This is a genomic window from Anaerolinea thermophila (assembly GCF_020723905.1).
In the GTDB taxonomy this organism is placed as follows: domain Bacteria; phylum Chloroflexota; class Anaerolineae; order Anaerolineales; family Anaerolineaceae; genus Anaerolinea; species Anaerolinea thermophila_A.
On sequence record NZ_DYHZ01000006.1, the window covers coordinates 38,353 to 61,675 of the forward strand.

Below are 23,323 nucleotides of genomic sequence, written 5' to 3' on the forward strand. Positions count from 1 at the left end.
GTTATTCCTCCACAATAGAATCAAACACCATAAAGGCAATCGCCGTAAAAACGATATCATAGGTAATGAGTAAATTTAACCAGGGTTGAATCTCTTCAAACGGTAAGGTTTGCAGAAAACCCGCCGAAGCCTTTACTGCCGCCACCAGCACCGGAATGACTACCGGGAAAAGCAAAATGGGTAAAAGCATGTCGCGGGTGCGAGTCTGGACCGCCATGGTAGCCAGTAAAGTGCCGATGGCTGTGTAACCTTCTGCACCCAGGAAAATCACCAGCAATAACCCTGGACGGGCAAAGAGATTGATATTGTAAAACACACTGTAAACTGGCAGAACAATGGCGGCAACCACCAGCATGAAGATTAAATTTGCCGCAGTTTTGCCAAAATAAATCGCCGCTCGATCCACGGGAGCAAGCAGTAAACCGTCCAGACATCCACGATCTTTTTCGATGGCAAGAGAACGGTTCAGCCCTAAAGTGCCGGCAAAGATAAAAGTGACCCAGAGAACCCCGGAAGTAATGCTGGCACGGGTGTTGGGTTCAAGATCCAGGGCAAAATTGAAAATAAAAATAACCAGCAATGCAAAGACCAGCATGGCTGAAAGCAACTCACGACTGCGCACTTCCGCCGCCAGATCTTTCCAGAGGACTGCCAGCATGGCACGGAGAAATCCTTTCATTCTACCCCCTTGCCCTCATGATGACCCAGAGCATTTCGATAGAATGTCAACAATCCGTCTTTAGGTATGCTCTCTTTGGGAACAGAAGCGCAGATCACACCGCGCGAGAGGACATCAAAGCGTGAACTCAAGTCCTCCACGCGCGCCAGATCGTGAGAGGTCATGACAATCGTTCGCCCACGCCTGGCTTCTTCCTTCAAAATTTCATCCAGCATCTCACAGGCATCCTGGTCCAGTCCGGTGTGAGGTTCATCCAGCAACAGGACATCCGGGTCATGGAGAATGGCTCTACCAATCGCCAGGCGCTGTTGCATTCCACGGGAGAAGGTTCTGACCAGATCCCTGGCACGTTTTTCCAGCCCAACCTGCCGGAGCACCTCACGGATACGGGATTCCAGCGGGTTCACCCCGTACATCTTCCCAAAAAAGCGGAGGTTCTCCTCAGCAGTTAAATCGCCGTACAGCAAAGGTAAATGGGAAACCACCCCAAGCCTTTGACGAACGGCCGCCGCTTCTCTGGGCAAAGCATAACCTGCGACAAGTACCATCCCCATACTTGGGCTGGATAAGGACGCCAGAATGCGCAGAAAGGTTGTCTTTCCGGCGCCATTGGGACCCAGCAGTGCCACAAACTCTCCGGGTTGTACGGAGAAATTCAAACCCCGAAGAACGACTTTGGGACCAAATCGTTTTACCAAACCTTGCACTTCAATCAATGCATGGTTTTCCATGAAGGGCTACTCTTTCTTTGTACCTCGAATCGCCTCCAGACGTTTTTTCAATTCCATACGGCGTTTTTGATACGCCTTCTCAGGCAATTTGCCTGCCTGATACAAATCGTCCAGGGCAATGATGGCATCTACAAGACTTTCCTCTGTTTCCATCGTGTCAGTGTCGGTTTGATCTTGCTGTCCAAGCCGTCGTTGTCGCAAGAACCAGTAACCTGTGCCGATCAGCGCCATGCCAAATACCCCTGCACCAATGACAAGGGAAATCCATCCGGAGGAATTTGCAGGGCTTCCGCCGGGTTTTCCAGAAAGTTGAATGTCAATCGTAGAACCGGCTTTCAGATTCCCCGCAGTGAACATTTCAAAGGTCATGTCCTGTACATTGCGCTGTCCCATGGGCACCAGTTGTTTACTCTGCAATTTCACCCCCGACTGGGGTAACAATACCACCGCCGCGGTGACATCAAAAGGCATGGTCAGAGTCACACTGGTTTTGCGTTCATAGGGCAATTCATACGAGAATAACACCTGATGCGTGCCCTGTCCCGGAGCAATGGGGGTTAAATCACCAAAGCCATTTTCCAGTGCCACATACCTTGAACCGAGTTCCCCTTCGTCAAATTGCAAACCTGTGGCTCCCTGGGGCAATGGGAATTGCAACGCAGGTTGATCAGGGGAAGCCGGCACGACGACTTTATCCCCCGTATTGGAAAGAATGTAGAGTTCGGCGACCTGAACTTTTCCAGGAATGGAGAAATCGAAGAAAATGTGCAGGCGCTCAACTTTTACTGAAGCGGGGTCCGAAGTGGTTTCAAATACGGTAATTGGCAGATTGATTTCATTTCCCTGAACTTGCGTGCCATGAAATACCTCAGAATTGAAGGTGGTGCCTCCATATGTCGCCTGAGCGATGTAAATCTGTTCGGCGTTGTAAGGAATTTCCTCAAAACGATAGGTGCCATCTGAGCCGCTGGTGGTGGACTTCTCCAGCGCGACCTGCATTCCTTTATAGACGTACAAAGTGACCGGCACTCCGGCTAACACGTCACCTTTGGCATTCGTAACCGTCCCATTGACAATAACAGCCGACAGAGGAAGGTCAGAAACCGAATCGGAAGAAATATCCGGCTGGCTGGCAGGTTCGGGTTGGGAGATTTCGGTTTGCGGCAGAGCCGTAAAAGACAGAGCCCTTAAGTACATGGCAACCTGAGTCATTTCTTCATCGGTCATACCTGCTACAGGAGACATGCCCCCTTTGCCATTCTTCATCACATCTACCAGATCATCCAGGGAGCGATTCGCCAGCAAATCCTGACGGGTAAGGTCGGTGACTGTCCCCATTCCTTTGCCATCTTCTCCGTGACATTCAGCGCAACGGGAAACAAAAGCCGTCTTCCCCTGTTCGACCGCATCCGGGGAAATGCTCATGGAAAGAACGTACGCCACAACATTCCAGCGTTGCCGGTCCGTGAGCGATTCAGAAAACCCGGGCATAAACCGATCCAACCGCCCGGAGGTTACAATGCTATACCAGTCCGCCGGACGAGCCGTTTTGGCTACCTCCAGGCTTCCAACGGGCGGAGGAGGATTGGGTAAATTCATGGCTTGGGGACCATCACCCATCCCCTTTTCCCCGTGACATGGCAGGCATTTTTCCAGGTAGATGGCTTCCCCCTGGTCAGGGTCTGCAGGAACAAGCGGAAACAGCGAAGACTGACTGGCAACCACCGGCTCTGAAGATTGCGGCGCCTGGGGAGTGTAATCCGGCGGGGGGGTGACATCTGCCGCAAGGGACAAGCCGCTACAACCGGTAAGGAATGAAAACAGTACCCATCCAAGAATTAAGAATTGAGAAAATCGACGCATATCACCTCTCTTCAACCGGTACCGATAAAGCATTTCCACATCGGGGGCAGAAACGATCAGATTTCTGAACCGGGTTCCCGCACTTCGAACAAAAGCCGGAGGCTCTTTCCTGACGCTGTTTGCGCCGGAGAAGAATGATTTCTTCAATCTCGTCGGCTGGCTGTGACTGCCCCACTGGTTGAGACGCTGAGATCTCTGAATGAGAGTCATCCAGATGCCTGCTTACACCCATTTCCTGCTCCATCTTTTCCAGCGCACGCAGAACTTCCGCAGCATGTTTGAGCAGTTCTGCACGCATGACCGGATAATCCTCTTGAGGAATTTTTCCAAGCGTATGATCAAAATCCAATTCCTGCAAAGCCTGGGCAAGTCTTTCCTTCTCAGCCAGCAACGCAGAATACCGGTGATCAACCGGGTCTTTCACCAGGGGGGTATGGCTTTCCTTCCTGGATGTAATGAACGGTTGGGCTAAGAAAGCCCCAACAATTACCGCTACGGCAAGAACGATAAGCAACGAACCAGCATCCATCAGTTCACGTTCTCCTGTTATCTGGATAAAAGCGGATCAATGACGCGAATAATTTCCTGAGTAGAGCCAAATGGACCGATTTTGACATACGCCAGTTTGCCGCTCTGGTCAATGATATAAGTTTCAGGAACCCCTCGAATGCGGAACATCTGAGAAACAGAAGTTCTCAAGTCTGGTCCATTAGGATAGGTAATACCAAACTTCTTTAGATATTCCTTAGAGTTGTACTCCGTATCCACATAGGCTAAGCCCAGAAAAACCACTTTCCCGGTATCTTTGTAGTATTGATAGGCTTCTTCCAATTCCCGGGCTTCCTGTTCACAGGGTTTACACCATGATGCCCAGAAATTCAGCACAATGACCTTCCCGACAAAATCTGTACTGCGCAGGCTTTCCCCGTCAAAGGTTGTCATTTGAAATTCGGGGACTTTCTGTCCCACCGTGATGGGACCGCTCATGGAACGTTTCAATCCCCATCCAATCAATGCAAGGAAAGCCAGTAAAATGAGCAAAGAAAGAACAATTGCCCAGACAGGTAGTCTTCGAGGCTCTGTCACAGCAGTCTCGTTCATTTCCATCTACTCCCTTTCTTGTTTCAATGCTTCTTCGATTCGCTTTAACTCTTCTTCGTCAATCTCCGCGGAAGAGGATGACACAATTGAAGCAGAAACAGGTTTTCGCATGGAACGCAAAACCCGTACAGTTACAATTACCGCAATCAAAAACACCACAACCGGCAAGATGTAAACTACCCAGTTCAACCCTCGACGAGGTGGCTCTGCAAGCACGCGGTCGCCATAATGCAGAACAAAATACTCCTTAATTTGTTCCTCTGTTAATCCTTCGATCAACTTCTGGCGAATCAACTCACGCCATTCATTGCAAGCCTGCGTTGGACAGACATCCAGCGGGACATTTTCGCATACCGGGCAGTACAGTTGTTTGGCAATGCGGTTCACCTCGTCATCAGAGGGGGTAGGAACTGGCGTCTGGGCATACCCCACCTGAGCGAAAACTGCCAGAATAACCAGCCCCAAAAAGATCCAAAGGTGCGCTCTTCTCATGCTTATCTCACCTCGCATCATCTATGTTTTTCCCCAGAGTTTTGCTACACTGATTACAATCATGAAACTCCACCAATTTGCCTGTCGGTTGCCTGTTTTGATTCTTCTAACTGCCATCCTTTTACTCACCGGTACCGCCGTACCGGGTCATGGATACCTTCCTTTGCAAGATTTATCTCTTTGTACAGGGTCGCCGCTCGTCTCAGAACTGCTTACACACACTAGCCAAGAACAGTGGGCAACCTGGATACGTCAATTTTCGGGGGGAGAAACGATTGAACTCGAGGGAAAATTCTATCGCATTACCACACGGTTCTCATCCGCGCTTTTTTCTAATGCCCCGAATGCCAGAGCATACGATTACATCCTCCAGTGGCTTTCTTTCTGGTACCCGGAAGAATGGATCAAAGAACATGCCTTCCAATTCAGCGGGGAAACATGGAATAACATCATCCTCACCATTCCAGGTTCGAAAACTCCAGAGGAAATTCTGCTCGCCACTGCCCACCTGGACAGCCTGTCCCCCGATCCGTTGCACCTGGCTCCCGGTGCAGAGGATAATGCCAGCGGCGTGGCAACCCTGATGGAAATGGCGCGCCTGTTCCGGCATTACCGTTTTGCCCGCACCATCCGTCTTATCTGGTTCACCGGTGAAGAACAGGGCTTGATTGGCAGTAAAGCCTATGTGAGGGATTACGGGACTTCCGGTATCGTAGGGGTATTGAATTTTGACATGTTCGGGTACGATAGGGATGAAGACCGATGTTTTGAAATCCATACCGGTACTCAGCCTCAGTCCAGAACGTTGGGAGCATGTATGGAAATGGTTATTTCTGCCCTGAACCTCAATCTGAAGACAGACCTGATTGATGGTTACAACATGACCTTTTCGGATCATACCTCATTCTGGGAAGCCGGTGTACCTGCTCTGGAAGTGCTCGAAAACCATTTTTACAATGCTCCCTCTCTGGGATGTGCCGGAACACGCGATCAAAACCCCAATTACCACACCATTAGGGACACAATAGATACCCTCAATCTCCCGGTTGGCTTTGACATTGCTCAGGCAGGTATCGCCACCACAGCCAGTCTGGCGAGGGTTGAAAACAGGTGCTTTACAACCACTCCTGAAGTGCAACTTCAGCCACTTCACGGCATTTCTCGACTGGTATGGACAGAAATGAAGAATGCCAGCCAGTATCGTGTGCTTCGTGCAAATTCAGGATGCCGTCAGACAGGTCATCTGATTTCCGAAACGCCTTTGTTGAGTTGGGAAGATTCCGAAAGCCTTCTCCCCTTTTCAGGCTACATGGTGGAAGCCGTTTCTTCATTCGGCTGTGTCTCTTTCCCCTCCGCCTGTGTGTGGAATTCCTTTCCGTTCAGACAGAGTCACCCAAACCCTACAAAGAGATAAATTGTTAAGGTGCAAATCCATGCTTGAGTAACTGAAAAAGCAACTCCCTCAGAATACCCGTTCAGGAACGGAAATCGTAGATGGGACCGCCACACGTCTTGGTTCGGGGTCACGATCTGGCCAGGCGGCGATTAACGTACCCAGAATCAATACCAATGCCCCAAACCACATCCAGTTCACTAACGGATTATGGAATACTTTGAAAGTCGCTCCCTGGGAGGATATGGGCTGCCAGTCTACCAGAAGGACATACAGGTCATCCTCCATGGTACTGCGTGTGCCCGGGATGGTCATCGGTTGATTGGCATCCCAATAATAATCTCGCCGGGGATGCAATTCTCCCAGATAACGGTTTCCGCGGTATACATCCATGGTTGCACGGGCTACATTTCTTCCATCGGGCAAATTGAATTCGTCCAACTGTCGGAAAGTCACGGTGTATCCCGCCAGTTGAATGGACTCGCCTGATCGCAAGGTGGCCTGGGTTTCAGTCTGGAACATCTCAATGCCTACCACACCCAACGCCATGAGCACAATACCAAGGTGAATGGTATAGCCTCCATAACGGCGGCGGTTCTTCTGCGCTAACCGCCACAGAGACACCCAGAGGGTTTCGCCAGTGCGTTTCGCGCGGGCAATGACAGCACGGCCATACTCATATAAAGTGACGCTGGAAGTGAACGCTACCAGCCAGAACGCCAGTATTGCCCAACCATTCCGCACCCCTAACCAGATAACCAGAGGAAATGCCAGTACGGATACCAGTGCTGGCTTCCACAAGGCTTTTCCAAGAGTCTTAACAGTAGAATGCCCCCACGCAGATAAGGGCGCAATGCCCATCAAAAGAAGCAGCCCGGCAAACAGGGGGCCGGTAGCCCGTTCATAGAAGGGTGGACCAACCGTAACCTTTTGTCCTGTGAGGAGTTCAGATACCAGTGGAAAAATCACCCCCGAGAAGCATACGATCAGGATGCCCATGAAGAGCAAATTGTTCAGCAGAAACAACGATTCTCGGGAAAGTAGTGAATACAAAACTCCTTCATCGGATAGATCTGCCCATCGGTACAGCAAAAGGGACAGGGAAACAATGAACGTTATGCCAATGAAAACAAAGAACATGGGTCCAATGGCGCTCTGGGCAAAGGCATGTACCGAAGAAAGGACACCGGAGCGCGTCAGGAAGGTCCCAAAAATTACCAGCGCGTAGGTGACAATAATTAAAATCATATTCCAGCGCTTGAACATTCCGCGCTTTTCCTGAATCATCACCGAGTGAAGAAAGGCGGTCCCTGTAAGCCAGGGCATAAAAGCCGCAATTTCAACGGGATCCCAGCCCCAGTAGCCTCCCCAACCGAGGACGTCGTAAGCCCAACGGGCGCCCAGAACCAGCCCCATCGTGAGAAACAACCATGCCACCAGGGTCCAGCGGCGGGTAATGCGGATCCAGCGATCGTCCGTCCGACCGGTTACCAGTGCAGCAATGGCAAAAGCAAAGGGCACAACAAACGACACAAACCCAAGATACAACATGGGGGGATGTATGATCATGCCAGGATGACGCAAAAGCGGGTTCAGCCCGCGCCCATCCTGAGGGATTAAGGGAATTGAACCGGCAGGCTGGAAAAGCGCCTCTACTTCGCCGGTAGGCGTCCCCCAGAAACGATTGAAGGGATTTTCAAAGAAAATAGAGAGACTTAAGAAGAAGGTAAGCGTTACCAGCCCCGTCAGGATCACCCATGGCAGAAACTCTCGATCTCGATCCCACTTCCGCAAGGTTACAGCGGTGGTAAAAGCGGCAAGCAACCATGACCAGAAGATCAGGGAACCCGCTTGCCCACCCCATAATGCCGTGATTTTCAAATAGAGCGGCATTGAGCGACTGGTTACTCCATACACAAAACTGTATTCATACCGATTGGTCAATAATAAAATTAATAAAGAGGCAACCACGACAGTGATCAAAGGAAAGGTGAGCAACATCGCCAGTCGGGCGCTTTCAACCCAGGCAAAAGCCTGTTTGCGCAGTCCCACGATGCTGGCAATAATGCCGTACACAGAAACCAGGAATACAAACACCAGAAAACCAAGACCAATATGGGCAACCATTTTTCTTTTCTCCTGATAGACACAAATTTTGGCGAGATATTTCTCACCAAAATCTGCATATAACGAAAAATTTAGAGAATCATCACAATAAGGTTAATTTCCGTTGTCTGAATTTTCAACCTGTTCCGGCAAGGCTTCCTCATAGCGGGTAGGACATTTCAGCAAAAGTTCTTCTGCATAAAAAACGCCATCCTCTCCAAGGCGCCCGGTCATAATCGCCTGCGCTTCGTTGCGGAGCAAATCGGGCTTTACCCCGTTATAAACGACCTTCAGCCGGGGGCGATTGGGATCCATCACCGCGGCGTGCAGTACTGCCGCCATACCACCCTGAGCATCTATTTCCTTTTGCGAACCAGGCGTATGAGCCACAATAAACTCTAATCGGAGAGTTTGAGGGTCGTACTGAATAGAATCACCGATTACCGCGCCGGAGACCCTTAATTCACGTCCTAAAACGGCACTCCCGCGTTGCTGGATTTCTTCTACCGTCATGAAGTACTGCGCATTGGCAGTTGCGGAAGAAATGATAAGGTAGACTACAGCCGCAATAATCAACAAACCGCCAATCAAAAATTTGACCTTGTTGGCGGAAGTCCGTTGAACGCTCACAGTCTGTTCCACTTGAGGTTGATGTGCCAGATCCATGAAGTTCCTCCTGATGAAAACCTTTTCCCAATTCTCTCTAATTCTGTCACAAAAGGATTAATAAAACGTGAGAAAATGAACCCTGTCGCCCTTTCTGTGAAAAAAATCACAGAAGTGTGGCAAAGTATACCATAAATTGGATAGCATTTGTCACTTTACGGGGGGTGAGATTTTTCCTTGCTTTTTAGGACGCAGTGGTTTCAGAGAACCTACCTGCAACTCTACCGGCACATACCGCTGACTTAAGAGTTGAATCAACACCCTGACCCGCTCTTTACCGGGCAAGCGCACATCGAAAATGGCTTCATATCCGGCAAAGGGACCGTCCTGAATTAAGACCGCTTCCCCGTGTTTCAAGGACTCAAATATTTCTCCACCCGCACGGTTCACTTCATCCACGCGCTTGCGGATGGCTTCAATCAGGTTATCCGGAACTGAGGCGGGTTCGTTTGAAAAGGAGACCACGCCCCGCGCAAAAGGTATCCAGTGAATCGTGGACAATCCCACCTGCTCCAGGTCCAGATGCACAAAAAGGTACCCCGGAAAGTAGGGACGCACCTTCCTTGCTCTGGGGTTCACTGGATTGACCCGGATTTGAGGATAAAACACCTCAATCCCCCGGCTGAGGAACTGCTCACATAACGCCTGTTCTTTATTTGGTTTACTTTGAATGGCATACCATTTTTTGGGCATGTTTTTCTGGCATCATCTAAACATTAAAGTCAATTCTATCGAACGATCAATTTGCCCCTGCCACATCCATTCGTTCTTCCCCTCAATTTTCTGCCAGCCGGTTTCCATCGGAACAACCTGAACAGAATCAGAAAAACGCACCACAATTTTCACGGGCAAATAGACAATTCCGGGTTGCTTTTGAAGTCTCAAAGTATAGTGCTTTCCTTTTTCCTCCGATTTTATCACTGAGGGGGGGATTTGCCATGATACAACAAAATCGGCGTGAGAAGCCGCTGGCACCAGAAGCATCCCGGAAAATTCCGCCCACCCACCATCTCCAGGGCGACTTGTGACCACCCCGGTATAAGGCTCACCGGTAAGCAACTGCTCTTCTGAAATCACAGGAACCTGTGAGGACAACATCCGGCTACCGGCTGGAGACAGGATACGCCAGTAATTCCAGTAACATCGTTGCCTTAATGACTCGTACGTGTCACCATATTCAGCCTGATGTGTGCAAGAGATCCCAGGGAGAGCGTGGTTTTCATATCGCACCTGGAGCGTGGCAACCGGGTTTTCAAGGCTGGTAAGATCCACAGTATATAATAACGAACGCTCTACCAGGGCATCGGCTTTGTTAAAGCCCATATTGGTGTCCACCAGCATCAAAAAATCACCTCTTGCCAGATGCACACCAGCATCTAATCCCGCTGATTGAAGTACCTGCTGTGCATTCCTATCCTCCAGATAAATCATGAAATGTCCGGACGGAATGTCATTTAAAATCACCCACCCAACTTTTGAAAGCGTCTGGAGATCTTCGGACTGGATCAGTTTTTGCTGAATGGCTCTCGCTAATAAACCCATGAATTCCTTGCGCTTTCCCCACCACACTTCATCGGTTTTCCCGTTGTCTGGCGCCCAGGCCTCTACCATCCATTGCATGACATTCCGGGAATCGACTTTTTCCGGCCCTAAAGGTAACTGGACAGGGCCAATAACCTCCAACAAATGCACAATGAAAACCTGATCAAAAGCAATCACCCCGTCCATCCTCTCGCCGGTCGAGAGGGTATACAGTTCAAGCGCCTTTCGAGCAGAGGTGGGAAAATCAGGCGACCAGTTAGCATCACGAGGCATCCAGTAGCCGGCTTTCATGAAATACGCCATTGGTTCCGGAGGTGGCGGATAGGTTACATCCGGATTGTCAATCGCATAGGAATCCTGAATGTCAAAATGGAGAATGTTGCCGTTTTCGAGTTCCAGTTTTCCGATACCAGAAATAAATCCGCCTGTGGCTCGTAATTCTTCGTTGTTCTGCGCAAGCACCAGAAACCGACGGGGGGAATCACTTCCCAGCAATACCGGCAGAGATGGAAACACCTCCATCCCTTTTTCTGCTAAAGCGAACAGAGACTCGTTCTCGATCCAAAGTTTTCTAAATTTTTCAGGAAACCATTCAGGATGTATTTCCCGGCGAATCAAAGCGGCTTCGGTAAACCATTTTTGAGACCGCGACAGAGAAACCCCGCTTTCATTAAGAGAACCTGCAAGGTTTGCAAGCCACACCAGCACCGACTCGCTACTTTCCAGTGATTGCAGGTGGGGCTTTATTTCGGCAGCAAATTCATCCGCGCCACGAGAGAGCGCTACCCCGTACAACATTAAAGGTTCAATCTGAGATAAAGTGTTTCCCCAGCCGGGAAACCATCGCAAACTATCTATCACGGGAAGCACCGGCAACATTGCCCAGTAAATGCCCTCCGTGTGAATTCTCGCCTGATGAACCAGGTGCGGCATCTCTTGAAGAAGAGATTCGCGAGAAGAACGCAGTTGCCGTGCCTGGCCAAGGACACCATACAATCCAAGAGTATGCCAAACCAGAATGGCAATCCAGAGAAGGATAGCAGAAGCAATCCCTATCGAGAGCCAGATACGTAAACGGTATTGCTTCGTTTCTCGTGAATTTTGTATCGATTTCGAAACGCTCAACGACGAAGGTTTGTTGCTATAATGAATTATCATGGCTCACCACACAGGATCCAAAATGGGGACAAAGGCAAGGCGTACTCTTTTCTTGAGCAGTATATTAGCCACCCTGGGCTTGTTTTTTCTTTATCATTCTACTTCGGCTGGCTCTATGATGCAAACTGTGCCCACTGCAGCGCCTTCCGCTACTCCTTCTCCTGCCAGTAAAGATTCTACTCCTGTTCAAACATCTCTTCCCACACAGAGAACCGTTCCTCCTACCCTGGCTGTCCCCAGTCCTTCCCCTCAGACCAATACCCCGATTCAACCCGACGCAGGAGAAACCCCATCCTCATCTGATTCCGCGCCGGCACCCACCGCTGTTGCTCTTGAGAACACCCCTCTCTCACAACAAACTTTGACACCTTTTGTAAATGCTGAAACGGACTCGCCGGGAACCTCGAGCACTTCTGGTATGCTTTCTGCAACCCAGTGGTTGAAATCTTTATATCTGCTCATTTGCGGCATCCTTGTGATAGGAGGCGGCGCTGTGATTGCTGTGATTTATAACCGCCAGAGAAAATCTCAGACCTCTCACAAATAATCCATTTGAAATGGGGGACAAACCATGAAAAAGATTGCTTCAATTTCTTTCCTCATCCTGGGTTTAATCCTGATTCTCCTGGAAACAACCCATGCGGTGCCTTCCCAGGCACAAACCAGCACATCGTTGTATTTGCCTTTGATTCGCCGGGCAGCAACCACATCCTGCCGATTTGGCATTGCCGCGATTCCAGGAAATGGGGGCTACGATGTCTCGCTTAACGCGTTTAAAGTCGGCGGTTTTGTAGATTGGACGAGCGCTCCAAGCCGTACTCTTCCAGGGGATGTCACTTTCCTCAGAGGCATCAATTTAAGAGATCCCTTTGACGATACGGAAGCCGCCCAACGTGCCGCAAGCCTCTCACGAGCCTATCCCGGCAGTTACTGGCAGATTGGCAATGAACCAGACACCACTTACGAAGGACATGGCATCTATCAGGATAACGTGACTGCCAACCAGTACGGTCATCGCTACTACGTCATTGCCAGTGCCATTCGTCAGGCAGACCCCAGCGCAAAACTGGGATTTGGCAGTGTCGTTCAACCCACCCCAGTGCGGTTTCGCTATCTGGAAATGGCTCTGGCAAGGCTCATTTCAGATAGTGGCAGTGCTTCCGCCGCGCATGGATTGATTGACTTTATCAGCATCCATGGATTCATCCTCAATGAAGATGAGGACCATAACGATGACGGAATTATTGATAACAAATGGGGAACAGGAGTACCCAAAGATTACAGCGACCCCTACCTGTACTGCCTGACCACGAATCCAGATGGCACCTGCAAAACCAAAATCCTTCCAGAAGCCCTTACTCCGGCTCAGACCTATGACATTAACCGCTTTAAGACCCGTGTTCAAAACATGCGCCAGTGGATGTACAATAATGGTCTACGAAATAAACCTTTGTGGATTACAGAATACGGGAGCCTTTTACCCCCCATCACCAGACCAGAGGATAATCTGACCACATTACCTGACTCTGTCACAGCGCAATACATGGTGAATACCTTCGACTTCCTGCGAACCGCGACCAGCACAACAACCGGACTTCCCGCTGATGGCAATCGGTTGGTACAACGCTGGTTCTGGTACAGTCTGAATGAACACCGTTACTGGTTCGGCGGATCGTTATATGACCCGGATACCAGTCCCCCACAACTCACTTTGATCGGACAAACGTTCATCAATTACATGGCACCGTTGTTGCCAGAAGAAGGATGTTTGCCCTGATCGGAAAGGGATGATTCTATGTCTTCAGGAAATAAGTTTGTTGTTCTGGTCTTATCTGCCATAGTGCTGACTCTTGCCTTAATTGGCGGCACATGGACACCTACTCAGGGCGCCGCGCAAGGTCAAAGCACACTCCCAACGATCACGCCCACGCGAGAGCCACCGGATACCCCTACCCCTACCCGGGTAGCCCCACCGCCTGCCTTTCCCATCCCTCTGATCTTCATCGTTTCGGTTGTGCCTGGCGAAAGCGTGACCATACGCACTGCCAACTTCCCTCCAAACACTGATTTTGACGTGCTAATGAATTATTACGGCACATTAGGGATTGGCGGCGAGAAGGTGGCAACGGTCAATTCGGGTGCTGGTGGTGTCCTGACATGGACCTTCAACATTCCTGCCTTTCTAAAGGACGCCGCCCGAATTGCGATCCGCCTGCAAAGCAAGACCGGTTATTATTCTTATAACTGGTTCTGGAACAAGCCTACCAGTGGAACGGGACAGGTTCCCCCCAAGCCTTTTGTCATTCCGACTTTCAAAATTGTTGCTGTGGAACGGGATAAAACCGTCACCATCGAAACGGCCAATTTCCCGGCAAACGATACCTTCGACGTGCTGATGAACTACTACGGGACTTTAGGAATTGGCGGAATCAAAGTAGATCAGGTCAGTTCAGGTTCAGGAGGAACGCTGAGTTTTACGTTCAATATACCTGAAGCCTTGCGGGGACAAACCAAAATCGCTATTCGGCTTCAATCTCCGACATCAGGATATTACGCCTATAACTGGTTTTGGAACAATTCCACCTCTGAAGTTTCTGCTTCCCCCAGCCCGGCGCCTTCAGACAGCCCGGTTCCTTCCCTCCCACCCGGCGTCATTCCTACCTTTATAATTCAAAGCGTGGTTCGAGACACCTCGGTAACCATAGTTACCAGCAACTTTCCCCAAAATGATACTTTTGACGTACTGATGAATACCTATGGGACACTGGGAATCAACGGGGTCAAGGTTGACACCATCTCCAGCGGTTCAGGTGGAACATTGACGCTTACCTTCACCATTCCTGAAAGCATGCGAGGAAAAAGCAGGATCGCCATTCGCCTGCAATCAAGCCAGTCCGGTTATTATGCCTACAACTGGTTCTGGAATAACACCTATCCATAACCCCTTGTAGAATGCTTCTTAACAAAAACAGCGGGACTTCCGCTGTTTTTGTATTTTTAATAAGCCCCTTTTCCCAATATGACTGCAGGGATGGTTCGAGCCAGGAGCACAAAATCCTTCCACAAGGAGTAATGTTCAATGTAGTCTAACTCCAGTTGTAAACGCATAGAAATATCCAGGTTTGCCCTCCCCGAAACCTGCATGGGACCAGTCATCCCCGGTTTTACAATCAAGCGTTGACGTTCCCGATCCGAATACCGAAGGACTACAGATAATTCCTCAGGACGGGGACCGACTAAACTCATTTCTCCCTTCAATACGTTCCAGAATTGGGGAAGTTCATCAATGCTCCATCGTCGTAAGAAACGCCCCACGCGGGTTACTCGCGGATCGTCCAATAACTTAAATGCCATTCCCCCGTTTGGAGAAAGCGGCTCCAGAGCCTCCCGGTATTGTTCTGCATTCATCACCATGGTTCGCAATTTCACCATGCGGAAAGGTTTGCCATTTTCTCCCGCTCTCCACTGAACGAAAAACACAGGACCAGGGCTATCCAGTTTAATTGCAAGTGCGCTGAGGAAAAGTATAGGAATCGAAACCCCTAAACCAAGAATTGCTCCCAGCACATCTATTATCCGCTTGAGCAGGCGATCCACCGCGCTCAATCCTTTTTTCTGAATACCCTGCGGCTTTTTTAATATCCCCCAGATAATTCCCGCCAATTGAGCAAACGCACGAACAGGAATCAAAACCAGACTATATGGAAACAATTGAATATCTTTCTTCGCCAGGAACACCCAAAACGGTACCGCCGTGCACCAGAACAATCCCAATGCCATAAGGCTTCCCCATTTCACAACCGGAGCAAAGTAAATCAACGGAGTGCCTAATAAAAACAACCCCAGGAAAATAATTTGCCAGCGTTGCGATGGAAGGGTATGCGAGTCATGAAAAGCCTTCTCGGGAAGCCAGTTGATCATCACCGCTTTCCAGTACCCAATCCAGAATTTTCGGATGAAATATTCCCTGATGGATTTATCATGTCTATGCGAAACTTTAGCGAAGGGCTCAAACACAAGAAGGTACCCCTTCCTCGCCAAGCGGAAGGAAAATTCCTGATCCTCAACCGAAGGAACCGGAAAAATGGAATCAAACCCTCCATTTTCTAAAAACACGTTCCGACGATAAGCAGCAGAGTACGTGTCAATGAAATCGATTGACTCCATTCGCTTCATTCTCTCGTATTTGTACTCATATTCAACCTGAACAAATCTTGAGACCGGCTTATTACTGCCGGTAGAGTAAACGCCCTTTACTCCAACAACCTGAGGGTCTTCAAAACGGCTCAACATGATTTTCAACCAGTTCGAATCGGGGACACAATCCGAATCTGTAAACACCAGAATATCTCCCCGGGCTTCCCGGGCTCCCCGATTCCTTGCCACAGCAGGACCGGTATTCGGTTGAGAGATCACTTTCACGTCTTTAAAAGATCGAGCCATTTCAGCAGTGCGATCAGAAGAGCCATCATCCACAACGATAACTTCATAATCGCCCGGAAACGTCATCCCGTTCTGATGAAGCACAGCCTCAAGGCAAGCATTGATGGTCTCTTCGGCATCTCTGGCTGGAATAATCACGCTGGCTTTCATATTTTCCCCCATTGTTCAAAAAGGATTGCCAGTCCAGAAAAGAGCAATGGAAACACGGTGACAATCCCGTGGAGCACAATAGCAAACGAAAGACTCTGTGAAACCGGAATCTCAAAAAGCGACATTCCCAAAACTACTGCCCCATGGAACGGTCCCAAATTACCCGGAATCAGAGCAGGAATCAGCGCGACGTAAATGAAAACCAGAACCACAATTGCCATGGTAATGTTGAGGGGATAACTCATTGCATGCATGAGGAGAAGGTTGGTTAGAATCATGTTTCCCCAAATAATGAGACTGAGCCCTATGGGTAACAGTCCCCTGGCTAACCGTTTTTTGGTGAACGGCGGAAATTCTACCTGGGCAATGTCATTTCCCAGTACCTGCCGGAATTTTTCCGGCACAAATGGGAAAGTCTTCATTTTAAAGTGACGGATTCCCCAAATCCCAATCCCTAAAATTGCCAGCAGAATTGCGAATACTCCCCAGGAGAGAATCGGCGGAAATGCCATCCAATCAGAAATCAGCGGAGCAAAGGCAAAAGATAGAAGTGAAAGGATGAGAAAATCCAGCCATTTTTCCAGCAGGATGCTCAAGGCGCCTGGCACAATCAGGCTCTTATCCTTCCATCCCAACCAGGAAAACCGGGCAACCTCGCCCCCTCGAAATGGAAGGAGAATATTCACGGCCTGTCCAACCAGAAACGGAGTCATTAATGTTTGAAATGGAATTGCTTTTTGTGTGCTTTCAATAAGGGTAATTAAAACACCCCAGCGTATCATTTTTAATCCCAGCGTCATAACAAAACTGAGAATTGCCAGAATCAGCCACTTCCATTTGATTTCGCCTAAAACGTGAACAACCGATTGCCAGTCTACATTCTGAAGGATGTAAACTATCAAAATACCTGCAATACCTCCCCTCACCAGGAGGTTGATCAACCCTTTTATGGAGAATTTACGTTCAGTTGTTTTGACATGCATATGTCACATATATGGCTGGCTGAGTTTCCACGCTTGTGCGGCAGATGGAGCGATTCGCGTTCAGTTCCAGTAAGAGTTCCCCCCAGGCACTTCCTTCAACTCCAGCAGGAGGATACTGTAAATCTGGATAGGCTTTCTGTAAAGACTGGCGATACCAGGAAAAGGGAGTAAGGGGCAATACGATGAGCCTTATGTCCGGGCGATAAGACAATCCAAAATGATAATACCAGAGAGGGAAGGTATCCTGATCCTTTAACGTAACCACAAAGGCATTCAAAGGGAATGACTGCAATGCCTTCTCAGCAAAAAGGGCAGCATCCTCTTTTCCACGCACGTCAACCTGACGGGCAACCTGAGGTAAATTCCATGCACTCCACAGGAAAAAGATGCCCAACAGCACCCACCCGACTGGAAATGCCTTCCATTTCCACTTTAAGATCTCCATGACTCCAACCGCCAGCCAGATACTCAACACCATCCATGCAGGAATTAAGTAAACCTGCGAATCTTCTACGGCATACCCTAAAGAGAAAAGTACAAAGGCAAGGAAAGTCCATAACAAAATCTTCCCCACACGCCACGGTACGGAAATCACCAAGCCGAAGATCGCCAGGATAACGCCCCACACCCGAAAATCCTTCACCCAGAGGCTGGAAAAAGCGGACAAACGGCTGACGAATTGTCCTGCATTTACATCGAAAATCATGCCCCGATACAGTTTTCCACTCACCAACCACCAGAACCCTTCCCAGTCACTCGCTCCACCCCAATTGACCGGTGGCAATGCCTGTGCTCGAATGGGTAGTACTCCATAAATAAAAAGCCCCAGGCAAAATAAGACTGCCTGGACGCTTGTTTCCTTCAATGACGTCTTTTTCCAGAACGAGAAAAAAGCCCACATCACAACCGGAAACAACAAACCAATGGACACATGGTTGCCTACACCCAGACCAGCCATCACACTGAGCAAACTCAACATCCATAAAGGCACCGATATCTCGCCCAGTAAAGCACTTGCCCACCATATCCAGATCATGACCATCAAGGCATGAAGGCCGTGAACTTCTACAATCAACGCCTGAGACCAAACCAGTGAGGTGGATAGCCAGAGAAAAGCCGCAACAACCCCAACTAAAGAAGCCAGAGATTTTCCCTTCAAAATGACCTTCTCCACCCAAAGGGCAAGGAGACCGGCTGCAAGTGCCATACAAAAAGCAGAGAAAAAAGCCCCTTTCCAATAGGGATTATGGAAGGGAAGTTTTTGAAAAAGTCCCCCTAATACCAGATAGAGGGGATAACCTGTTGGATGAGGGACACCGTTAGTCAAAATGGCTGTTAAAAAATCTCCTGCATCACCTCCTTGATTTTGCCAGGTGTAGCGATCCGGTAAAAAAGGGAAATACAACAAGATGCCCAGCAAAAAACTGACGAAAAAGGGAGAGGAAAATCGCTTCATTGAATGCAATTTTATCTTGAGATAAAACAACGGGGTGACAATCAATCACCCCGTTTTAAGGATTTAAAGCAGATTACTTCGACTTCGGAGGTTTCCAACCCAGTGTAAAGTACCCCCAATCCAGAGTGGAACAGAAGACCTTTCCATACTTCCCTTCTTTTGGCTCAAAGGTCAAATCTTCACAAGGTTGCCATTCTTTCTTTTCGGGGTTGTACCAGAATACACCAAACCGTTCGGGCATGTTATCATGGATCCAGCGCTCATACCAGGTTAATTCAAAGTAAACCTGTTTTTGCCGGCAAGATTGCGTATCGTCCACAATCCCTTTTACATATTGTCGAACCTCCAGTCCTTCTCGCCAGTAATTCAATTGAGAACGGCCGGGCAAATATCGCACTGGAACTTTGCAAATCACTTCTACCGCATCTTCACAGGCAGTTCCCGGTGGATTAATGACCCCACCCCAGATCTCCTTGCTGCTTTTTTCGGGAAATCGTAAGAGCGATAATGTAACTTCCATCTCTTTGCTTAAGGGAGCCTTGACACAATAAAGCGGCGCCCCTTTTCCTTTTGGAGTTGGGGTCGGTTCTGGAGGAGGTGGAGGAGCCACTGTAGTAGGCGCCAGGGTAGGGACCGTCTGCGCACTGGAAATTTGAGGCGCACTCAATCCCCAAAACACGCCGAAAAGAATCCCTATAGCCAAAAAAGCAATTACTTTTTTCCAAGACATAATGCCCCCTATGTTTTTTACAAAACCGGATTGCTTTTATTATAACACGTTCAAATTCTTTTAATGACTATACAGATAAAAAATTCATATCAAAATCCTGAACAAAGCCTCCAGATAAGGTAATTTGACTTCCACACATTGAACCTGCAGGATCTGGTTTTTTACCAGCCCGGGAGAGCCCGGTAATACCGTTTCCCAACCCAGTTCAGGAATCATCACCACTGCTCCTGAAGAACGATGGTCAACTACATGAGCCGCTCCGCTCCAACCGGGATTTTGCAGTAAAAACACCAGTGTCCAGTGCTTTTCGGAAAGAGTTTCAGCCTGTCGAAGGGAAGGCAAGAGAGCCTCGACTTCGCCAATCCGTTCAAGGATTTCCTGCTCAGATAACACACGCTCTTCCCGAAGAGAACGACGAATCTGTTGATGGACAACCAGATCCAGGTACCGCCGTAAAGGGCTTGTTCCCGGTACATAGGCGCTTAATCCCAATCCAGCATGTTCTCCAGGGGATATTCGGTACTGGCTTCGTCGCATCCACCGACGCATGGCGTACATGTCTGCGAGCGTGTTGCCAGTAAGCCGCTGTTCGGGCGGTTCCTGCACACTGAAAGGCACGGGAATGTGTCTTGCTGAACACCATTGTGCCAGCGCCGATCCAGCCAGAATCATGGCTTCCTCCACCATTCTTCGGCTCCGCAGGGACAATACGGGAGAGATGCTGACCCGATAAGACGAATCCACTTTAATCTTCACTTCAGGCAAATCCAGATCAACGGCACCCCGGTTCTGTCGGGATGTGCGATGTTGAGATAGGATGTCCTCAATCTCTGCAAATATAGAAGAATTCATCAGCGTTTCTGCTATTTGATAGGTCAACCGCGTCACCCGCACCCACGAAGGAACAATATCAACGCTCTGAATTTCTCCTGAAGTTGATAATTCAATTCCGATGGAGAGTGCCGGTGAAATTTCCTGTTTGCCCAACCCGAATTTCGAGATGGCATCTTCCGAAAGCATGTGAATAGTGCCTTCAGGAAGATGAAGAGACTCGACGCGCTGGCGGGCTTCCAGATCAGGTGGAGTATCGGGGAAAATTAATGCCGCAGGATCGGCAATATGCACCCAAATCCTCCTTCCTTCCAGACTAACAGCATCATCGGGAACCTCGCTCCCTTCATCGTCTATGGCGTAAGCGGAAAGATGGGTCAGGTCTATTCGCGGTTCGTCCGGAAGAGATGGAAGGGTATAAATCGGAACCTGAAGTGGAACCTGAAGCCGACGGGGATGAGGGTTGTGAGTATCCTTCCAGTAACCAATCTCGAGCAGAAGTTGATGAGCATTCTCGGGGGTCTCGGCTCTTTTTAATTCCTGCAAAACCCTTGATCGTTTGGAAATTCCATATGCGAATTGTTCAACCTCTTTGAGGTAGCGAATGTCCTGTTCAATCCATTGTTTAAGACGAATGCGGTTAAGAAATGCCTGCCATTCCTGCTCCGATTTTTGCTTTGCCCTTTCCTGTTCCTCTTTTTCCCTCACCTCTTCTTCTGACAAAACCTGTATTGCCTCAGGCGTGCCTTTAAATAAATAGCCCTGTAACACAGATTTCCATACTTCCCATGCCGTTTGAGGGGTATAGGTACCAAACGCCAGTTCCGACAACTCAACCAGTGTTGTGGTCATTCCTGCCAGTATTTGCCATGCACCCTGTAAATCCCCAGCAACAGGATGGAGTTCCTTCAAATCCTGGATGGGTCCGGGATGGATGAGCACCACATCCTTTGGGCGCACACGAAATACCTCTCCGTTCGACAACTCAATTTCCCAACGATCGCCTGTTCGGATGACTCTGGCAGGTTCGTTTCGGAATGCTACCAGTGCCCCTGGATGGATATTGTTCATAAGTACCTCGCTTCCAAGAATATCCGTATTTCGGTTGAGTTTCATGAGTTTAACGAATCATGTAAAATACATTAAGTTCATGTGCGCACGCTATTCAACCTTACCGCTTAACCAGATTCTTCAGGGAGATTGCCGGGATATTCTTCCCGACCTTCCCGACCGGTCTGTTGATTTAATTTTTGCCGACCCACCCTACAATCTTCAACTCCAGCAAGATTTATATCGTCCTGATCGTTCGCGGGTGGAGGCTGTTAATGATGCCTGGGATCAGTTCTCCAGTTTTTCAGAATACGACGAATTTTCACAGGCATGGCTGAAGGAATGCCGGCGTGTTCTTAAAGATGACGGGGCTCTGTGGGTGATCGGTACATACCACAATATTTTTCGCATTGGCACTATTTTACAGGATTTAGGCTTCTGGATTTTGAATGATGTAATCTGGATTAAAACCAACCCTATGCCCAATTTCAGAGGTGTGCGATTCACCAACGCACATGAAACGTTGATCTGGGCAGTGAAATCCAGAGATGCCAATTACATCTTTAATCATCACGCCATGAAAGCCCTGAATGATGATCTGCAAATGCGCTCTGACTGGTATATTCCGATTTGCTCCGGTCCCGAGAGAATCCGGATCAATGGAAAGAAAATCCATTCCACCCAGAAACCCGAAGCCCTGTTGTACCGAATCATCCTTGCAACCACCCGTCCCGGCGATGTAATTCTTGATCCGTTTTTTGGCACAGGCACAACCGGAGCCGTTGCTCAACGCCTGGGCAGGAACTGGATTGGGATTGAGCAGGAATTGCAGTACATTCAAGCAGCCCGGGAAAGAATCGCCCGGGTAAATCCAGCCCCAGCAGATGCTCTTTCTTTACCCGTACGCTCCCGGAAAAGCCGTCTTCCCTTTGGAACGCTGGTAGAGCATCATCTGATTAAACCCGGACAGATTCTTTATTTTGACCGAAATCCGGATATCCGAGCCATGGTTTTATCCAACGGACATCTTTCAGTAGATGGTTGGAGCGGATCCATTCATATGGCTGCAGAAAAAATTTGCGGGCGACCAACCAACGGCTGGGAAAGGTGGTACTTCCTCGACGAGCATGGTAACTTTCAACCTGTTGCTGTTTTGAAACAGAAATTTCTTTCCGGTATTTCAAAAGAAGATGACCTGAAGGAAAACCTCTAATGGCTCTCGACATTTCTCGCATTCAAGCCATTTGCTTTGATATTGATGGAACGCTCGGTGATTCGGATGACCAGTGGGTAGAAATGATCTATCATCGGATAACCTTCCTGAAAGGCTGGTTTGGAGAAGAACGATTGCACCAGCTGGCACGCTGGATCGTCATGGAAATCGAATCCCCGGGGAACCTGCTCTACAATTTTCTGGATCGACTTCACCTCGACGATGAAGCCTCAAGGTTGTTTAATTTTTTAGCACGCACATTCCATTCTCCTTCCCCAAAATTCAAGTTGATTCCAGGGGTAGATCGAGCCCTGCATTTGCTGGCACGCCATTATCCTCTCGCCATTGTCAGTGCCAGAGATGAACGCGCAACGCAGAGTTTCCTTCAGCAAGCCGGGCTTGAGACTATCTTTCAGGTGGTGGTTTCTGCGCATACCTGCACGTACACCAAACCTTTTCCAGAACCTGTTCTTTGGGCGGCAGAGAACCTGCACATTCCTCCATCTGCCTGTTTGATGGTGGGAGATACTCCTGTAGATATTCATGCTGGAAAGAAAGCCGGCGCTCAAACTGTGGGAGTCCTGTGTGGGTTCGGAACGGAAAAAGAACTGCTCCGTGCTGGAGCGGATTTGATTCTTCAGACCACCTCAGCATTGCCGGAAATCCTCTTAAGGGAGACATAATTCCATACCAAATGGATTACAAATTCACTGAATAAATTGAAGAATTTCCAATA

At 48.9% G+C, this 23,323-nt stretch carries 20 protein-coding genes; 5 read left to right on the forward strand and 15 right to left on the reverse strand.

Annotated features, from left to right (window positions below):
* Position 1: 1 nt before the first annotated feature.
* Genes LHF31_RS10075 through LHF31_RS10100 form a run of 6 tightly spaced genes read right to left on the reverse strand, consistent with a single transcriptional unit; the run spans position 2 to position 4,866 of the window.
* Entirely contained in the window at positions 2 to 679 is a 678-nt protein-coding gene (locus LHF31_RS10075; RefSeq protein WP_303774184.1) for a heme exporter protein CcmB, read from the reverse strand.
* Positions 676 to 1,410, reverse strand: a complete 735-nt coding sequence (gene ccmA / locus LHF31_RS10080; protein ID WP_303774185.1) for a heme ABC exporter ATP-binding protein CcmA — start codon at positions 1,408 to 1,410, stop codon at positions 676 to 678. The genes LHF31_RS10075 and ccmA overlap by 4 nt, the downstream gene beginning before the upstream one ends.
* Positions 1,411 to 1,416: 6 nt before the next feature.
* Positions 1,417 to 3,273, reverse strand: a complete 1,857-nt coding sequence (locus tag LHF31_RS10085) for a c-type cytochrome (RefSeq protein ID WP_303774186.1) — start codon at positions 3,271 to 3,273, stop codon at positions 1,417 to 1,419.
* Between the two features lies 1 nt (position 3,274).
* Positions 3,275 to 3,802, reverse strand: coding sequence for a zinc ribbon domain-containing protein (locus tag LHF31_RS10090; protein WP_303774187.1), 528 nt, complete (start codon positions 3,800 to 3,802; stop codon positions 3,275 to 3,277).
* A gap of 17 nt (positions 3,803 to 3,819) precedes the next feature.
* On the reverse strand, positions 3,820 to 4,374 hold the full coding sequence (locus tag LHF31_RS10095) for a TlpA disulfide reductase family protein (RefSeq protein WP_303774188.1): 555 nt from the start codon (positions 4,372 to 4,374) through the stop codon (positions 3,820 to 3,822).
* 6 nt (positions 4,375 to 4,380) lie between these two features.
* Positions 4,381 to 4,866, reverse strand: a complete 486-nt coding sequence (locus tag LHF31_RS10100; RefSeq protein ID WP_303774189.1) for a cytochrome c-type biogenesis protein — start codon at positions 4,864 to 4,866, stop codon at positions 4,381 to 4,383.
* Between the two features lie 61 nt (positions 4,867 to 4,927).
* Here LHF31_RS10100 and LHF31_RS10105 point away from each other — a divergent pair, with 61 nt between their 5' ends.
* Positions 4,928 to 6,280 carry a M28 family metallopeptidase gene (locus LHF31_RS10105; protein ID WP_303774190.1) on the forward strand — a complete coding sequence of 451 codons (1,353 nt, stop codon included), beginning with the start codon at positions 4,928 to 4,930 and terminating at the stop codon, positions 6,278 to 6,280.
* Between the two features lie 48 nt (positions 6,281 to 6,328).
* Here LHF31_RS10105 and LHF31_RS10110 read toward each other — a convergent pair whose 3' ends face one another.
* The 4 genes from LHF31_RS10110 to LHF31_RS10125 all read right to left on the reverse strand — a co-directional run bounded on the left by LHF31_RS10110 (position 6,329) and on the right by LHF31_RS10125 (position 11,731).
* Positions 6,329 to 8,386, reverse strand: a complete 2,058-nt coding sequence (locus LHF31_RS10110; RefSeq protein ID WP_303774191.1) for a heme lyase CcmF/NrfE family subunit — start codon at positions 8,384 to 8,386, stop codon at positions 6,329 to 6,331.
* Positions 8,387 to 8,479: 93 nt separating this feature from the next.
* On the reverse strand, positions 8,480 to 9,031 hold the full coding sequence (locus LHF31_RS10115) for a cytochrome c maturation protein CcmE (RefSeq protein WP_298006180.1): 552 nt from the start codon (positions 9,029 to 9,031) through the stop codon (positions 8,480 to 8,482).
* Positions 9,032 to 9,181: 150 nt separating this feature from the next.
* A complete protein-coding gene (locus tag LHF31_RS10120) occupies positions 9,182 to 9,724 on the reverse strand; it encodes a transcription termination/antitermination protein NusG (RefSeq protein WP_298006182.1) in 543 nt (180 codons plus the stop codon).
* Between the two features lie 12 nt (positions 9,725 to 9,736).
* Positions 9,737 to 11,731 (reverse strand): DUF4012 domain-containing protein, encoded by a 1,995-nt coding sequence (locus tag LHF31_RS10125; RefSeq protein WP_303774192.1) that lies wholly within the window; start codon positions 11,729 to 11,731, stop codon positions 9,737 to 9,739.
* A gap of 571 nt (positions 11,732 to 12,302) precedes the next feature.
* Between LHF31_RS10125 and LHF31_RS10130 the strand changes: the two genes are divergently transcribed.
* Both LHF31_RS10130 and LHF31_RS10135 read left to right on the forward strand, forming a co-directional pair.
* Positions 12,303 to 13,508, forward strand: a complete 1,206-nt coding sequence (locus tag LHF31_RS10130) for a hypothetical protein (RefSeq protein ID WP_303774193.1) — start codon at positions 12,303 to 12,305, stop codon at positions 13,506 to 13,508.
* An 18-nt stretch (positions 13,509 to 13,526) separates the two neighbouring features.
* Complete coding sequence (locus tag LHF31_RS10135; protein ID WP_298006080.1) at positions 13,527 to 14,672, forward strand: hypothetical protein; 1,146 nt, start codon at positions 13,527 to 13,529, stop codon at positions 14,670 to 14,672.
* 56 nt (positions 14,673 to 14,728) lie between these two features.
* Here the strand turns inward: LHF31_RS10135 and LHF31_RS10140 are convergent, their stop codons facing one another.
* From LHF31_RS10140 to LHF31_RS10160, 5 genes are all read right to left on the reverse strand, one after another.
* Entirely contained in the window at positions 14,729 to 16,324 is a 1,596-nt protein-coding gene (locus LHF31_RS10140; RefSeq protein ID WP_303774194.1) for a sugar transferase, read from the reverse strand.
* Entirely contained in the window at positions 16,321 to 17,307 is a 987-nt protein-coding gene (locus LHF31_RS10145; RefSeq protein ID WP_298005337.1) for a lysylphosphatidylglycerol synthase transmembrane domain-containing protein, read from the reverse strand. The genes LHF31_RS10140 and LHF31_RS10145 overlap by 4 nt, the downstream gene beginning before the upstream one ends.
* Positions 17,288 to 18,763 carry a DUF2723 domain-containing protein gene (locus LHF31_RS10150; protein WP_298005340.1) on the reverse strand — a complete coding sequence of 492 codons (1,476 nt, stop codon included), beginning with the start codon at positions 18,761 to 18,763 and terminating at the stop codon, positions 17,288 to 17,290. Before LHF31_RS10150 ends, LHF31_RS10145 begins: the two co-directional genes overlap by 20 nt.
* A gap of 73 nt (positions 18,764 to 18,836) precedes the next feature.
* Positions 18,837 to 19,493, reverse strand: coding sequence for a hypothetical protein (locus LHF31_RS10155; protein ID WP_298005343.1), 657 nt, complete (start codon positions 19,491 to 19,493; stop codon positions 18,837 to 18,839).
* Positions 19,494 to 19,577: 84 nt separating this feature from the next.
* The gene (locus LHF31_RS10160; RefSeq protein WP_298005345.1) at positions 19,578 to 21,395 is read right to left on the reverse strand and encodes a ribonuclease catalytic domain-containing protein; all 1,818 of its coding nucleotides are present in this window, start codon (positions 21,393 to 21,395) and stop codon (positions 19,578 to 19,580) included.
* A gap of 43 nt (positions 21,396 to 21,438) precedes the next feature.
* Here LHF31_RS10160 and LHF31_RS10165 point away from each other — a divergent pair, with 43 nt between their 5' ends.
* Both LHF31_RS10165 and LHF31_RS10170 read left to right on the forward strand, forming a co-directional pair.
* A complete protein-coding gene (locus LHF31_RS10165) occupies positions 21,439 to 22,587 on the forward strand; it encodes a site-specific DNA-methyltransferase (protein ID WP_298005348.1) in 1,149 nt (382 codons plus the stop codon).
* Positions 22,587 to 23,270: an HAD family hydrolase gene (locus tag LHF31_RS10170; protein ID WP_298005351.1), complete on the forward strand. Its 684-nt coding sequence runs from the start codon at positions 22,587 to 22,589 to the stop codon at positions 23,268 to 23,270. The genes LHF31_RS10165 and LHF31_RS10170 overlap by 1 nt, the downstream gene beginning before the upstream one ends.
* The last annotated feature ends 53 nt before the right edge of the window (positions 23,271 to 23,323 follow it).